General features: G+C 70.2%; 14 protein-coding genes. 8 read left to right on the top strand and 6 right to left on the bottom strand.

All coding sequences use genetic code 11. The annotated features are described in order from the left end of the window. Positions 1-369: 369 nt before the first annotated feature. Both HDA39_RS14715 and HDA39_RS14710 read left to right on the top strand, forming a co-directional pair. Positions 370-540 carry a hypothetical protein gene (locus HDA39_RS14715; RefSeq protein WP_184795779.1) on the top strand — a complete coding sequence of 57 codons (171 nt, stop codon included), beginning with the start codon at positions 370-372 and terminating at the stop codon, positions 538-540. Beyond that, the gene (locus HDA39_RS14710; RefSeq protein ID WP_184795778.1) at positions 540-1,949 is read left to right on the top strand and encodes an N-acetylmuramoyl-L-alanine amidase; all 1,410 of its coding nucleotides are present in this window, start codon (positions 540-542) and stop codon (positions 1,947-1,949) included. The genes HDA39_RS14715 and HDA39_RS14710 overlap by 1 nt, the downstream gene beginning before the upstream one ends. Here the strand turns inward: HDA39_RS14710 and HDA39_RS14705 are convergent. Continuing rightward, on the bottom strand, positions 1,936-2,088 hold the full coding sequence (locus HDA39_RS14705) for a hypothetical protein (RefSeq protein WP_184795777.1): 153 nt from the start codon (positions 2,086-2,088) through the stop codon (positions 1,936-1,938). The two genes, HDA39_RS14710 and HDA39_RS14705, sit on opposite strands and share 14 nt — an antisense overlap. Before the next feature lie 128 nt (positions 2,089-2,216). Between HDA39_RS14705 and HDA39_RS14700 the strand changes: the two genes are divergently transcribed. Further along, positions 2,217-3,803, top strand: coding sequence for a phytoene desaturase family protein (locus HDA39_RS14700; protein ID WP_184795776.1), 1,587 nt, complete (start codon positions 2,217-2,219; stop codon positions 3,801-3,803). Between the two features lie 405 nt (positions 3,804-4,208). Here the strand turns inward: HDA39_RS14700 and HDA39_RS14695 are convergent, their stop codons facing one another. The 3 genes from HDA39_RS14695 to HDA39_RS14685 form a co-directional block, all read right to left on the bottom strand. After that, on the bottom strand, positions 4,209-4,448 hold the full coding sequence (locus HDA39_RS14695) for a hypothetical protein (RefSeq protein WP_184795775.1): 240 nt from the start codon (positions 4,446-4,448) through the stop codon (positions 4,209-4,211). Further along, the gene (locus tag HDA39_RS14690; protein WP_184795774.1) at positions 4,445-4,981 is read right to left on the bottom strand and encodes a GNAT family N-acetyltransferase; all 537 of its coding nucleotides are present in this window, start codon (positions 4,979-4,981) and stop codon (positions 4,445-4,447) included. The genes HDA39_RS14695 and HDA39_RS14690 overlap by 4 nt, the downstream gene beginning before the upstream one ends. A gap of 158 nt (positions 4,982-5,139) precedes the next feature. Next, the gene (locus HDA39_RS14685; RefSeq protein ID WP_184795773.1) at positions 5,140-6,909 is read right to left on the bottom strand and encodes an ABC transporter transmembrane domain-containing protein; all 1,770 of its coding nucleotides are present in this window, start codon (positions 6,907-6,909) and stop codon (positions 5,140-5,142) included. 103 nt (positions 6,910-7,012) lie between these two features. Between HDA39_RS14685 and HDA39_RS14680 the strand changes: the two genes are divergently transcribed. Both HDA39_RS14680 and HDA39_RS14675 read left to right on the top strand, forming a co-directional pair. Beyond that, positions 7,013-7,612, top strand: coding sequence for a TetR/AcrR family transcriptional regulator (locus tag HDA39_RS14680; RefSeq protein WP_184795772.1), 600 nt, complete (start codon positions 7,013-7,015; stop codon positions 7,610-7,612). Then, positions 7,609-8,856 (top strand): RNA polymerase sigma factor, encoded by a 1,248-nt coding sequence (locus HDA39_RS14675; protein WP_184795771.1) that lies wholly within the window; start codon positions 7,609-7,611, stop codon positions 8,854-8,856. The genes HDA39_RS14680 and HDA39_RS14675 overlap by 4 nt, the downstream gene beginning before the upstream one ends. Before the next feature lie 12 nt (positions 8,857-8,868). Here the strand turns inward: HDA39_RS14675 and HDA39_RS14670 are convergent, their stop codons facing one another. Continuing rightward, positions 8,869-10,422 (bottom strand): MFS transporter, encoded by a 1,554-nt coding sequence (locus tag HDA39_RS14670; protein ID WP_184795770.1) that lies wholly within the window; start codon positions 10,420-10,422, stop codon positions 8,869-8,871. Beyond that, complete coding sequence (locus HDA39_RS14665) at positions 10,419-10,853, bottom strand: alpha/beta hydrolase (RefSeq protein WP_184795769.1); 435 nt, start codon at positions 10,851-10,853, stop codon at positions 10,419-10,421. Before HDA39_RS14665 ends, HDA39_RS14670 begins: the two co-directional genes overlap by 4 nt. A 121-nt stretch (positions 10,854-10,974) precedes the next feature. On the opposite strand from HDA39_RS14665, the gene HDA39_RS14660 reads away from it, so the two are divergent. From HDA39_RS14660 to HDA39_RS14650, 3 genes are read left to right on the top strand one after another with little or no spacing between them, the layout of a single operon-like run. After that, entirely contained in the window at positions 10,975-12,183 is a 1,209-nt protein-coding gene (locus tag HDA39_RS14660; RefSeq protein WP_184795768.1) for an alpha/beta hydrolase fold domain-containing protein, read from the top strand. 59 nt (positions 12,184-12,242) lie between these two features. Then, positions 12,243-13,562 (top strand): acyl-CoA dehydrogenase family protein, encoded by a 1,320-nt coding sequence (locus HDA39_RS14655; RefSeq protein WP_184795767.1) that lies wholly within the window; start codon positions 12,243-12,245, stop codon positions 13,560-13,562. Then, complete coding sequence (locus HDA39_RS14650; protein WP_184795766.1) at positions 13,562-14,773, top strand: acyl-CoA dehydrogenase family protein; 1,212 nt, start codon at positions 13,562-13,564, stop codon at positions 14,771-14,773. Before HDA39_RS14655 ends, HDA39_RS14650 begins: the two co-directional genes overlap by 1 nt. Positions 14,774-14,824: the final 51 nt, after the last annotated feature.

Here is a 14,824-nt window from a genome sequence, read left to right as displayed (position 1 = left end):
TGCTGCAGGGCAGCGGTGCCGAACGGCCGAGCAGTCCACGCTGCAGGGCAGCGGTGCCGAACGGCCGAGCGGCGCGCGGCCCTGGTCGTCGTGACGAGCACGATCGGTCCTGCCGGTGATGCCGAGGGCGGCCTGAGTTAGTCGCTCGGCATCACCCGGCCGACTCGGCGAGCGGCTCGCCTGCGGGCCTCGCGTCGCCGTACGGGCTTGTTAGGGCGCGATAGGTGCGGCCCGCGATCCAGCGCCGATGGGAAGCCTGTCGGCAGGTTCGAAAGGCTCTCGCGTGGCGGAACCTTTTGGCTTCCCGGCCGCATCTTCGCCTGAACAAGGCCCTGATCGGGCCGTTCGGACAACGGTGAGGCAGAGACGATGAATGATCTTCAACCGGTACCGGCGGCCGCCCGGCCGACGCGGCGAACTGTTCTCGGGTTCGCCGCGCTGGCCACCACGGCGGCGTTCGGTGTGACCTCTCAGCAGGCGGCGCAGGCCGCCGAGAACCGCACGGTGATCGAGTGCCTGGCCGATCTGGACGCGTTCTGATGGCGACGATCGTATGGCTGGCCGACGTCCTGCGCGCTGCCGGAGTCCAGGTGATCGAGGAAGGCGACTGGCGGGGACGGGCGGTGTCGGGGTCCTTCGCGCCGATCGGCGTGCTGTGGCATCACACCGCGGCGACCTCGAGCCCTGGGAATCCAGCACCGGCCCTTGGCACGGTCATCGACGGGCGGGACGACCTGGAGGGGCCGTTGTGCCACGCGCTCGTGGACTACAACGGCGTCTTCCACCTGATCTCGGCGGGACGGGCCAACCACGCCGGCGCGACTCGCGCGTCGGGTCCTATCCCGGCCGGCGACGGCAACACGCTGCTGGTCGGCTGGGAGATCGACTACAACGGCGTGGACCAGGTGATGACCGCGGCGCAGTACTCGGCGTCGGTCACCGCCACGGCCGCCGTATTGCGCCAGCTCGGTCGCGACGCGAGCTTCGCGCGGGGGCACAGGGAGACGAGTACCACCGGCAAGATCGATCCGTACGCCGTCGACCTCGACCGGATGCGGGCCGACGTCGCTGCCCAGCTGTCAGGGGGCTCGCCGACCGCGGCCCTCCACTCGTTGCGGCGGGTCAACGGGACGTGGACCACGTTCGGTGCCTTGGGCAAGGTCGCGAAGGATGTCGCGATTGCGGGGATGGCCGACGGGACTGCGCAGGTCGCGGTGATCGGTGGTGATGATGTGGTGTATCACCGGGTGCGTCGGGTGGACGGGACTTTCACGCCGTTTGGTGCGTTGCCTGGGTTTGGTGGGCCGGCGAAGGGTCGGCAGGTGAGTATTGCGGGGTTCGAGGATGGGACGTCGCAGGTGGTGATCACGCTGTCCGATGGTGCGGTGTATCACGCGTTGCGGAGGGTGAATGGGACGTGGACGACGTTCGGTGCGTTGGGGACGACCGCGAAGGATGTCGCGATCGCGGGGATGGCCGACGGGACTGCGCAGGTTGCGGTGATCGGTGGTGATGATGTGGTGTATCACCGGGTGCGTCGGGTGGACGGGACTTTCACGCCGTTCGGTGCGTTGCCTGGGTTTGGTGGGCCGGCGAAGGGTCGGCAGGTGAGCATTGCGGGGTTCGAGGACGGGACGTCGCAGGTAGTGATCACGCTGTCCGATGGTGCGGTGTACCACGCGCTGCGGCGGGTGAATGGGACGTGGACGACGTTCGGTGCGTTGGGGACTACGGCCAAGGATGTCGCGATCGCGGGGATGCCGGATGGGACTGCGCAGATCGCGGTGATCGGTGGTGATGATGTGGTGTATCACCGGGTGCGTCGGGTGGACGGGACCTTTACGCCGTACGGGGCGCTGCCCGGGTTCGGTGGGCCTGCCAAGGGCCGGCGGGTCGGTATCGCGGGTAGTCCCGATGCGACGTCGCAGGTCGTGATCAACGCGTTCTGAGTGGGACTTCGGTGCTGGAGAGGTTGTGGCAGCGCAGGACCTCTCCGATGCCGGCGGCGTCGGCGGCGAAGCCGGCGCCGGTTGCCGCGCTCGCCGGAGCCCACGGCTCCAGCGGCCGCTGGAGCCGGACCTGCACCACTCACTAACTCTGCGGGATCGAGGAAGCGGCGAGTGAGTTGAGCGTGGCCGCCAGCTGGTGGCTGGGTTTGGTGAGCTGCAGGTCCGGCGTACCGGGTGTGACGGGGGACATGCTTTAGGGTCGTAGGCATGCTTCCTCGCAGGGTGGACGCCGTGGTGATCGGCTCGGGGCCTAACGGGCTGGTGAGTGCGGTCGAGCTGGCTGATGCCGGGTGGGACGTACTGGTGCTGGAGGCGGAGGAGACCTTCGGCGGGGCGGTGCGGTCGACCACCGAGGACGGGTGGGTGAGCGATCGGTACAGCTCGAACTACCCGCTGGGGATGGCGTCGCCGGTGTTTCGCGCGCTGGAGCTGGAGAAGCTCGGGCTGAAGTGGGCGCACGCGCCGCTCGCGCTCGCGCACCTGCTCGACCCGGAGACCTCCGCGGCGATCCACCCGGATCCCAACGACACGGCCGCCTCGATCTCCAAGGATCACCCGGCCGACGGCGACGCGTGGCTGGAGCTGTACTCCGAGTACGTGAAGATCCGCGAGCCCTTCCTGCAGTCGCTGCTCACCACCTGGCCGCCCGTCCTGCCGGCCGCGCGACTGACGCGTCGGCTGGGGTCGGCGGGGGAGCTGATCAGGTTCGCGCGGTTCATGGCGATGCCGATGCACCGGATGGCGCAGGAGCTGTTCGAGGGTCCCGGCGGTCGCGCGTTGCTCGCCGGGAACTCGTTCCACGCTGACGCCCCGCTCAGCGGCTCGGTCAGCGGGACGATGGGCTGGTTGCTCGCGATGCTCGCGCAGGACGTCGGCTATCCGGTCGCGGAAGGCGGATCGAGCGCCCTGTCCACCGCACTCCGCCGCCGCGCCGAACGCGCCGGCGCGCTCTTCGTCGCCGGCATGCCGGTCACGGAGATCGAACTGTCGGGCGACCGCGCGACCGCCGTACGGACTGCCTCCGGTGAACGCATCGCGGTCAGCCGCGCGGTGATCGGCGACGTCTCGGCGTCCACCTTGTACGACGTACTGTTGCCCGAGGCAAGCGTCCCGGCGGGGTTGCGACGGGACCTGGCGCGGTTCGAGTGGGACTACCCGACGGTGAAGCTCAACTACCGCCTGCGGGGACCGATCCCGTGGAACTCCGACGACGCAGGCCGTGCTGGCGTCGTCCATCTCGGGGGCACCGCGGATGACCTGATCCACGTCTCGGCCGACCTGGAGACCGGAAGGTTGCCGTCGGCACCGTTCATGCTGATCGGGCAGACCACGAAGTCCGATCCGACCCGCTCACCGGAGGGCACCGAAGCGGTCTGGGCGTACTCACACCTGCCGCGCGGCATCGCCGACGACGCCTCCGCCGAGAAACTCGGCGACCGGATGGACCGGCACATCGAGCGGTACGCCCCCGGCTTCTCCGACTTGCTGATCGACCGCGACCTGCAACGCCCGTCCGACTTCGCCGGCGAGAACGCATCCCTAGGCCTCGGCGCCCTGGGCGGCGGCACAGCACAACTCCACCAGCAACTCATCTTCCGCCCCACCGTCGGCCTGGGCAGCGCCCGCACCTACATCACCGGCCTGTACCTCGGCAGCTCCGCCATCCACCCAGGCCCCGGCGTCCACGGAGCCTGCGGCCACCTAGCAGCCCGCACGGCCCTCCGCGACGCGTCCCTGCTCGGGCCGATCACGCGGGCGTTTCCCACTGCCGCTCTCCGCCGCCTCCAACGCTGACACCCAGCCGCAGTTCGCCGAAGGCCGACTCCCCGTTTCCGGTACACCGCCCGCCGGGGAGACAACACCCGCCGGGGGGACGGCGCTCGCCGGGGGGTGGAGACGGCGCTAGCTGAGAGGAGGCGCCCACTGGGGAGGCGGCGTCCGCCAAACCGCCGCTCGCGGCCCCACGACACCCCGCGGTGTTCGCGTTCCGCCGAGCCAGCCAACAGCCGACGCTGCGACCAGCCGAAGGCAGGCGGCGCTCGTCGGGGAGGCGGCGCCCGCCAAGCCCCCGCTCGCGGCCCCGCGACACCTCGCGGCGGTCGCGGAGAGGCGAGCTAGCTGATTGTTGCAGTGGTGTTGAGCGGGAGTACGCCGGATCACCCGGCGCTTGACGCGCGTGGGAGAGCGGCGTGTAGCCGATCACGGGCAGGGCCGGGGATCCGGCGGTCCGGCGTACAGCCCGGTCCGGCGTACAGGCCGGTTCGGCGTACAGGCCGGTTCGGCGTACAGGCCGGTTCGGCGTACAGGGCGGCTCGGTGGTCCGGGATCCTGCGGTCCGGCGTACAGGCCGGTCCGGCGTACGGCGCGCTTCGGCGTACGGGGCCGGTCCGGCGTACGGGGCCGGTCCGGCGTACGGCGCGGCCCGGCGTACGGAGTCAAGCGGATGGTTTGGTGGGTGGTCTTAGGCCGAGCCACTGGTCGGCGTTCCAGGCGTGGAAGCGTTCTAGTTCGGTGAAGCCTAGTTTGGTGGCGAGGTGCATTGAGGTGGTGTTGGCGGTTTGGGTGGCGAGGACGACTGGTTCGCCGGGGAGGGCGCTGTCGAACCAGTTGAGGGCTGCCGTGCACGCCTCGGTGGCGTAGCCGAAGCCCCATGCTTGCGGTAGGAAGAGGTAGCCGAGGTCGACCTTTCCGACGGCGGCGGGGCGGTGTTCTGTTGCTCTTCTGAGCAGGATCTGGCCGATCATGGCGCCGTCGAGTTCTACGACGAAGCTCCCGGGCCATTGTCCGGGGACCGCAGGCAGCGTGCGCTCTAGCTCGTCGCGTGGCTGCGGGCCGCCGAGGTAGGTGTGCACGTCTGGCGAGGACGCCAGGTCGATGAATGCCGGGCGGTCGCGGGGCTCGGACTCGCGCAGGACGAGTCGCCCGGTGCGGATTGGTTCAGGCGGCCAGGGGACGGGGCCGAGGTCAGTCACGTCGGCCAGCCAAGCGCAGGCACGTCGGCAGATCAAGCCGTGCACACCGACTGCGGATCGCAGTGCACCAACGGGCAGTCTGCCGGGTTGAAGGGCGGACAGGTCCGCTGCACCAGGCGCCCTGCTCTCCGTCGGAGTCGGCGTACCGCCCACCGTGCCTACAGGGGTGGGCCTCCGACCGGCTCGGGGGTGGAGGTGATGCGGAGGGCGGCGATCAGGTCTCGGTAGAGGGAGTCTTCGGCGAGGAGTTGTTGGTGGTTGCCTCGGGCCCTGACCTGGCCGGCTTCGAGCACGATGATTTGGTTGGCGTCGATGACGGTGCTGAGGCGGTGGGCGATGGTGAGGACGGCGCCGGAGCGGGCGATGCGGTCGATGACCTCGTGGACGGCGGCTTCGGTGAGGCCGTCGAGTTGGGCGGTGGCTTCGTCGAGGAGGAGGATCTCGGGGTCGCCGACCAGGGCTCGGGCGAGGGCGATGCGTTGGCGTTCGCCGCCGGAGATGACGGCGGTGGACAGGGACGTGTCGAGGCCGTCGGGTAGTTCGCGGACGCGGTCGTCCAGCCGGACGGCGCGCAGGGCCTCCCAGATGGCGTCTTCGTCGGCGGACTCGTGGGTGTAGAGGAGGTTCTCGCGGAGGGTGCCGGGGACGAGCGGGGTGTCCTGCTCGACGTACACGACTCGGCGGCGGAGGTCCTCCAGGGACCAGTCCGGCAAGGGGATTCCGTCGAGGACCAGGCGTCCTGAGTCCGGGTTCAGGAAGCGCAGCAGGAGCGAGAAGATCGTCGTCTTGCCAGCACCGGACGGGCCGACGATCGCGGTGTGACCGACCCTCGGGATCTCCAGCGTGATGTCCTGGACGGCCGGTGAGGCACCCGGTGCGTACCGAGCGGTGACGTTCTCGAAGGCCAAGGTCGACGTCGCGAGATCCGGCCGGCGAGGTGAGACCGGCCCGGCCGATTCGGTCGGCTCCAGGTCGAGGGCGTCGATCTCGCGGATCCGGGTCGCCGCCGCGATCCCGGCCTGCAGGCTGCTGAAGGTCATCGCGAGCGTGCTCACCGGCTCCATCAACTGGAACGCGTACAGCAGGAAGGCGACCAGGGCCGACACGGTGAGCAGACCCTCGTTGACCCGCCAGGCGCCGAGCCCGAGGATCAGCATGATCGCCAGTCCGACGCCGAACCCCGCGGCGGTGAACGCGGCCGCCTCGTACCGCACGGCCCGGATCGCCTGCCGCGCGGACTCCTCCGCCTCGACGATCACCCGCTGACTCTCGCGGCCCTCGGCTCGGCTGGCCTTCACCGTCCGGATCGCGCGCAAGGCACCTTCCAGTACGCCGCCCAGCCGGCCGACGGCACCCTGGGCCTGCTCCTGCGCCTTGGCCATCTTCGGCATCAGCACCGCCACGACCGCACCGACCACGGCGAGCGCGCCGACCGTGGTCAGGAGCAGCATCGCGTCGAGCATGCCCATCAGGATCAGCGCGCCGAACAGCCCGATGACACCGTTCACCAACGAGACCAGGCTGGAGGCCGCGGCTTCCCGCAGCAGCACCGTGTCCGACGTGACCCGGGTGACCAGCTCACCGGGGGAGCGGGACGCCAGCTCGCCGATCCGGAGCCGGAACAGCCGTCGCACCATCGAACTGCGCGCGTCGAGCACCACCCGCTCGCCCATCCGGCCGAGCAGGATCCACTGCACCATCCCGATCAGCGAGCCCGCGACCAGCAGGACGACAAGTATCGCGACGGCAGGCGCGATCGGCCGCGACGAGGACAGTCCGTCGAGCACCGACTTTGTCACCAGCGGCGTCGCCAGCGAGGCGCCGGTCGCCAGCAGACCGAGCGCGATGCCGATCCACAGCGTCCGTCGGTGGGGCCGGACGAACGACCACAAGAGACTCAGGTTCTGCCAGCGCTTGCTCTCACTCACGGGGTCCCCTCCCAGAACTTCGGCGAATCATCACGGTAGCAGAATCGGACAGTACTGTCCTATTAATATACACAGAGGCCCCAGACGTATAAGGTCGGAATCTATGACTGACACGGTCGAATCGGGCAGCCGCAGCCGCACCCGACGAGCGATCCTGGACGCCGCCGTACGGGTCTTCGCGCAGCGCCGGGCCGCCTCGCTGGCCGACGTCGCCGCCGAGGCGAACGTCGCCCGCAGCACGCTGCACCGGTACTTCCCCGACCGCGCCGAGCTCGTCCAGGCGCTGGCCGACGACCTGCTGGCCGCCTTCGACCGGGTGATCACCGAGGCGGAGACCGCCGAGGGACCGGCGCGCGACGCGTTGCAGCGGCTGATCGGCGGTTACCTCGAGCTCGGGCAGCGGATCTACTTCCTGTTCAGCGAGCCGAGCTTCAACCAGCCCGACCCGGACTCCGAGGTCGCGAAGTTCTTCGAGAAGCTCGACCGGGTCTGCAAGCCGGTCGAGGTGCTGATCGTGCGCGGGCAGCACGAGGGCGTGATCGCGACGAACATGACCGTCGACTGGATCATGCGGATGCTGCTCTGGATGGTGTTCATCGGCTGGGACGCGGTCGAGGACAAGGCGCTGACGCGGCTCCAGGCGCAGGCCACGGTCCTGCAGACGATCGAGTCCGGGATCCTCGCTCCGACGGACGGCCCATGAGCGACCACACGCCCGTGAGTGAGATCGAGCCCCTGCTGCGTGAGCTGACCCCGCAGGTGCTGGGCTTCCTGGCGCGGCGGTACGGGCAGTTCGACCTGTGTGAGGACGCCGTGCAGGAGGCCCTCCTGGCCGCGGCGACGCAGTGGCCGCAGGACGGCGTACCGGCGAACCCGCGGGGCTGGCTGATCACCGTCGCGACCCGTCGCCTGACCGACCAGTTCCGGAGCGAGAGCGCGCGGCGCAAGCGCGAGGACTCGGTCGCCGCCGAGGCCGAGCTGGTCGCGCCCGGCGCCGACCAGGACCAGTCCGCGGACGGCGACGACACGCTGACGCTGCTGTTCCTGTGCTGCCACCCGGCCGTCACGCCGGCCTCGCAGGTCGCGCTGACGCTGCGTGCGGTGGGCGGTCTCGGTACGGCGGAGATCGCGCGCGCGTTCATGGTGCCTGAGGCAACGATGGCGCCGCGGATCAGCCGGGCGAAGAAGAGCATCAAGGCGGCCGGCAGCCGGTTCGTGCTGCCGCCGGAGGAGGAGCGCGCGGACCGGCTGCGCGTCGTACTGCAGGCGCTGTACCTGATCTTCAACGAGGGCTACACGGCCAGCTCCGGCGAGGAGTTGCAGCGCGTCGAGCTGACCGCCGAGGCGATCCGGCTGACCCGGATGCTGCGGGAGTCGCTGCCGGACGAGGGCGAGGTCGCCGGGCTGCTCGCGCTGATGCTGCTCACCGACGCGCGGCGCGCGGCCCGGGCCACCGACGGCGGCGAGCTGATCCCGATCGACGAGCAGGACCGCACGCTGTGGAACCGCGAGTCCATCGAGGAGGGTGCCGCGCTGATCCTGCGGACGCTGGCCAGCGGCGAGGTCGGGCCCTACCAGTTGCAGGCCGCGATCGCGGCCGTCCATGCCGAGGCGCCGACGGCCGACGAGACCGACTGGCGGCAGATCCTCGCGCTGTACGTGCTGCTGGAGAAGCTCGCGCCGAACCCGATGGTCACGCTCAACCGCGCGATCGCGCTCGCCCAGGTCGAGGGCCCGCGGGCCGGGCTCGACCTGCTCGCCACGCTGGACGACAACAAGCACCTGGCCGACAACCACCGGCTGGACGCCGTACGGGCTCATCTGCTGGAGCGGGCGGGTGAGCCGGCGGCCGCGCGTGAGCACTTCCTCGCGGCAGCACGCCGTACGACGAGCCTGCCGGAACAGCGTTACCTCACGGCGAAAGCCGCCGGGATCGCCGACGGCTGACGCCTGCTGGTACTACGGGACGAGCTCGGCCTCCGGGTCGGCTGGCTCGGCGACGGGCTCGTCCACCGGAGTCCGGAGCCGGATCGCGGCCATCACCGCGCAGCCCAGGAAGATCACCGCACCCACCCCGGCGACCAGGTCCAGCCCGGACGAGAACGCCGCCTTGGCCGCAGCCGCGAGGTCCCCACCGAGCTGCCCCGGCAGCTGTCCAGCCGCGGCCACAGCGCCCGTCACGCTCTGCGTCGCTTGGTCCGCGACGCCGGACGGCAGCCCAGCCGGCAGGTCGAGGTTCTGGCGGTAGGCCAGCGTCCCGAGGCTGCCCAGGACCGCGATGCCCAAAGCGATCCCGCCTTCGCCGCTGGTCTCGTTGAGCGACGCCGCCGACCCGGCGCGCTCCGGCGGAGTGGCCGCCATCATCAGGTTCATCATCAGCGCCATCGGCACGCCCATCCCGAACGACGTCACGACCAGCCCAGCGATCAGTACGCCGAGCCCGCCGGAGCTGTCCGTCTGCGTGACGATCAGCAGTCCCAGGACGCTGACGACCAGTCCACCGGCGATCGCCGTCGACGTCCGCCAGCGCTGCGCGATCCGCGGCGCCAGGCTGAGCCCCGCGATCATGGCGAGGTTCTGCGGGATCAGCCAGAGCCCTGCGTGCAGCGGTGACAGGCCCTCGACCACCTGGAGGAACAGTGCCGCCTGGAACGCGACACCCGCCATCACGACCCCACCGGCGAACATGATGCCTAGCGCCGGGCTGAACCGCGGCAGCCGGAACAGCCCGAGATCCAGCAGCGGGTGCTCGAGGTGCTGCTGCCGCCGTACGAACAGCACACCGACTGCGACACCGCCTGCGATCGCGACCAAGGGCAAGGCAGCCCAGCCCGACCGGGCCAGCTCCTTCAGCCCCCAGATGACCGGCAGGATGGTGGCCAGCGACAGCACAACGCTGGCCAGGTCCAGCCGCCCGGCGTGGGGGTCCTTGTACTCCGGCAGCAGCACCGGTCCGAGGATCAGCAGCAGCACCATCACCGGTACGCCGAGCAGGAACGCCGAGCCCCACCAGAAGTGCTCCAGCATGACCCCGCCGACCACTGGGCCGAGCAGCATGCCGCCCATGAAGCAGCTGTACCAGAGCCCGATCGCCTGCCCCATCTGCTTCGGGTCGTGGAACATGTTGCGGATCAGAGCCATCGTCGACGGCATCAGCGTCGCACCGGCGACCCCCAGCAGGGCGCGGGTGGCGATCAGCATCTCCGGACTGCTGGACCAGGCCGCCAGCAACGAGGCGACGCCGAACGCCGCGCCACCGATCAGCAGCAGCTTGCGCCGCCCGATCCGGTCGCCGAGCGTGCCCATGGTGACCAGGAAGCCGGCCAGCAGGAACGAGTAGATGTCCAGGATCCACAGCTGCTGGGTGCTGGTGGCTCCCAGGTCGGAGCTGAGCTTCGGCAACGCCAGGTAGAGCACGCTGACGTCCAGCGACAGCAGGAGCGTCGGCAGAGCCAGTACGGCGAGGCCGATCCACTCCCGTCTGGTCGCCAGGGCGGTAGTTGTCTCACTCATCGGTTCGTCCTTTCCAAGGTGGTGATCAGGTCGGTGAGCAGCAGGAGCTCGGGCCAGCCCTCCTGTACGGCGATCTGGCTGACCTCGACGGCCAGGGCGAGCCCGTCGCCCCGGCCGGAGATCAGCAGGCGGGCCGGGTCCGCCTCCAGCTCCGCCGCGTGGTCCGCGGCCCAGCCGACGATCGCCCTGGCGTCTGCGAGCGCCTGGTCGTGCTCAGTCGCCGTCGGACCGGCCAGGATCACCAGACCGCCGCGTCGGCAGATCTCCCGGCACTCCTGGTCGGGGTCGTTGCTGCCGGAGCCGGGGAAGAAGACCAGCAGCGGCGGCGTACGTGCTCCGCTCCGGGCCGGCCAGTAGATCCGGGCCCAGATCGGCCCGGAGGCGCCGCGCAGCTGGACCGCGGCGCTGCGAGTCACGCGTGGTGAGGTCATGGCTGCAACGCTGGCAGCGCGACCCCGGTGAAGGGAAAGGCCGATCGTGCATGGCCGTTGTGCACCATCGGCATCACCGAGCGGGAGCGCATGGCCGTGACCTGTGGTGAGAATGGCAGGCATGAGCAACGAGTCGGCTGATGTGCTGGCGATGTCCAACACGCCGGATGCGATCGAGCTGCGCCACCTGCGAGCGTTCGTCGCGGTCGCGGAGGAGCTGAACTTCAGCCGGGCCGCGACCCGGCTGTACCTGTCGCAGCCCGCGCTGAGCCGGCAGATCCGTGCGCTGGAGCGACTGGTCGGCTGCGACCTGCTCCGACGGTCCACGCACCGGGTGGAGCTGACACTGGCCGGTGATGCCCTGCTGGACCGGGCACGGTCGTTGCTGGCCGACCTGGACAGCGCACTGGCGACCACCCGGTCGGTCGGTGGGGAGCTGGTCGGGCGGGCGAACCGCCTGTGGGCTCCGGTCGCGCTGGGCGCACCGGACGCGGAGGATCTGGTGGGCATGCGGTCGGCGTACGAGCAGATGCTGGCGCAGGCGCCGCTGCCGGCCGAGACCGTCGTACTGCCGGCGAACTGTGGGGGAGTGCCGGCGCTGCAGGTGGGTGCTGACGCGGAGCTGCCGCGGGTGCTGCACCTGCACGGTGGAGGCTTCGTGCTCGGGTCGGCGTACGGGTATCGCGGGCTGGCCGGGGCGCTGGCGGGAGCAATCGGGGCCGGCGTACTGGTTCCGGACTATCGGCTGGCGCCGGAGCATCCGTTTCCGGCGGCGCTGGACGATGCGCTGAGTGCCTACCTGTGGATGATCGAACAGGGCGTACGGCCGGAAGAGGTAATCTTTGCAGGAGATTCGGGGGGCGGCGGCCTGGTGATGTCGCTGCTCGTCGCGCTGCGGGATCAGGGGCTTCCGCTGCCGGCTGGGGGAGTGCTGCTGTGTCCTGGGGTGGACATGGGAGCGATCGCCGACGGGACGTCGCCGCTGGCGCAGCACGAGGGTTTCTCGACGATGGCGAAGGTCGTCAACTGGTACATCGGCGACCATCCGATCGACGACCCGCTGATCGATCCGTTGGTCGCGGATCTGACCGGTCTGCCGCCGTTGCTGGTGCAGATGGCGACCGGGGATCCGGTGGCGCCGGGGGCCCGGCAGCTGGTCGAGAACGCCGAGCGCGACGGGCTGCGGGTGGTGGCCGAGCTGTACGCCGTGGACACGCACATCTTCCAGCTGTTCTGGTCGTTCCTGCCCGAGGCGCAGCTGGCGCTGGCGAAGATCGGGGATTTCACGGAGGGGCTGCTGGGACAGGGCGAGGCGCGCGAGACCGTCTGAAAGGGGTTGTCCACAGCGTTCGCGTGACTTGAGTTGTAACTTCGGTTTACAGTTGCCGCATGGCGACTGACCAAGCGGTGCGCACGGGGCGGGACGCGATCGGGTACGGCGTCGCGCTGCTCAACAAGCTGGCCAGGTCGCGGGCGATCGATCGGCTCGGGCTGCGGAAGCGGACCGAGCGGGTGGTGTTCGAGGCGACGCGAACCGGGTTCCGCACGGCCGGGGCGCTGACCAGGAGCTTCACCGCGGCGACCAAGCTGGGCAAGCCGGCTCGGCTGCCGTCGGCGAAGGGGACCGGGCGGTTCGACCTGACGCCGACCGACGACCAGCAGATGGTGGTCGGGGTGGTGACCGAGTTCGCCGCCGAGGTACTGCGGCCGGGAGCCGCCGACGCGGACACCGCGGGGTCGACGGATCCCAAGGTGCTCGCGCAGTCTGCCGAGCTCGGGCTGAGCCTGATCGAGGTGCCGGAGGAACTGGGCGGGATCGTCACCGAGCGGTCGGCGATGACCGGCGTCCTGGTGGCCGAGGCGATGGCGCACGGCGACATGGGCCAGGCGGTCGCGTGTCTCGCGCCGGCCGCGGTCAGTACGGCGATCTCGCTGTGGGGCGACGAGACGCAGCAGGCGACGTACCTGCCGTCCTTCACCGGCGCTGACGTGCCGGCCGCCGCGCTGGCGATCGTGGAGCCGCGGCCGCTGTTCGACCCGTTCGCGCTCAAGACGCGGGCGACGCGGCAACGGACCGGGTACCTGCTGAACGGGGTGAAGTCGCTCGTCTCGCGGGGCGCCGAGGCCGAGGTGTTCGTGATCGCGGCGCAGCTGGAGGATCAGGGGCCGGCGCTGTTCCTGATCGAGTCGGACCATCCCGGCGTGACGATCGAGGCCGAGCCGTCGATGGGTCTGCGTGCTGCCTCGCTCAGCCGCGTGATCCTGAACGACGTACCGGCGATGCAGCTGGGGACCTTGGAGGACTACGCCGAGTGCGTGCGGTTGTCGCGGCTCGGCTGGTGCGCGCTGAGCCTCGGTACGGCGAAGGCGGTGCTCGACTACGTCACGCCGTACGTGAACGAGCGGACGGCGTTCGGCGAGCCGATCAGCCACCGGCAGTCGGTCGCCTTCATGGTCGCGAACATCGCGATCGAGCTGGAGGGGATGCGGCTGGTCACGTACCGGGCCGGATCGCGGGCCGAGCAAGGCCTTCCGTTCGCGCGCGAGGTCGCACTGGCGCGGCGGCTGTGCACGGACAAGGGCATGCAGATCGGCACCGACGGCGTCCAGCTGCTCGGTGGGCACGGCTTCGTCAAGGAACACCCGGTCGAGCGGTGGTACCGCGACCTGCGGGCCGTCGGCGTGATGGAAGGTGCGGTGCTGGTCTGATGATCAACCTGGAGACACCCCGCAAGTTCCGTGCCTTCGTCAACCAGGCGCACCAGGTCGCGGCCGAGATGCTGCGGCCGAACTCGCGCCGCTACGACCTGGCCGAGCACGAGTACCCGAAGGAGCTCGATCTGCTGGCCGCGGTCGTCGACGGGCTCGGCGCGAGCGGGACCGGGTCGGGCGCGGGGGCGGGCGGCGTACGGCGTACTGACGGCGAGGACGACGGCAAGATCAAGAACGGCTCCAACCTCTCGTCGGTGCTGTCGATCATGGAGATGTGCTGGGGCGACGTCGGCCTGCTGCTGTCGATGCCGCGGCAGGGCCTGGGCAACTCGGCGATCGCGTCGGTCGCCTCTGACGAGCAGCTGCGCCGCTTCGACGGCGTGTGGGCCGCGATGGCGATCACCGAGCCCGGCTGCGGATCGGACTCGGCGAACATCCAGACCACCGCGCGGCGCGACGGCGACCACTACGTCATCGACGGCGAGAAGATCTTCGTCACCGCCGGCGCGCGCTGCGACGCGGTGGTGGTCTGGGCGACCGTCGACAAGGCGCTCGGCCGGGCCGCGATCAAGTCGTTCGTCGTACCGAAGGACACACCCGGTCTGACCGTCGAACGCGTCGAGCACAAGCTCGGCATCCGCTCGTCCGACACCGCCACGATCCGGCTCACCAACTGCCGCGTGCCCGCCGAGAACCTGCTCGGCTCCCCGGACGTCGATGCCGACAAGGGGTTCGCCGGCGTCATGCAGACCTTCGACAACACGCGGCCGCTGGTCGCCGCGATGGCCGTCGGCTGCGCGCGAGCCTCGCTGGAAGTCACTCGCGATCTCTTGGCGGAAGCCGGAGTCGAGATCGACTACGACCGCCCGGTCCACCTGCAGTCGTCGGCGGCAGCGACGTTCCTCCAGCTGGAGGCCGACTGGGAAGCCGCCTACCTGCTCACCCTGCAAGCCGCCTGGATGGCCGACAACGGCCGCCCCAACTCACTGCAGGCCTCCATGGCCAAGGCCAAAGCCGGCCGTACGGCGAACGACATCACCCTGCGCTGCGTCGAACTCGCCGGCTCCATCGGCTACTCCGAGCACGAACTCCTCGAGAAATGGGCCCGGGACTCCAAGATCCTCGACATCTTCGAGGGGACCCAGCAGATCCAGCAGCTGATCGTCGCGCGGCGGTTGCTGGGGAAGACGTCGGCCGAGCTGAAGTAGCAAGTCAGCGGGCCTGCACGAATCTACACGTATTGACGACTCGGTGCCGGG

This window comes from Kribbella italica, from assembly GCF_014205135.1.
Lineage (GTDB): Bacteria > Actinomycetota > Actinomycetes > Propionibacteriales > Kribbellaceae > Kribbella > Kribbella italica.
Note: the sequence above shows the minus strand (reverse complement) of the source record. Positions and strands in the feature narration are given on the sequence as shown.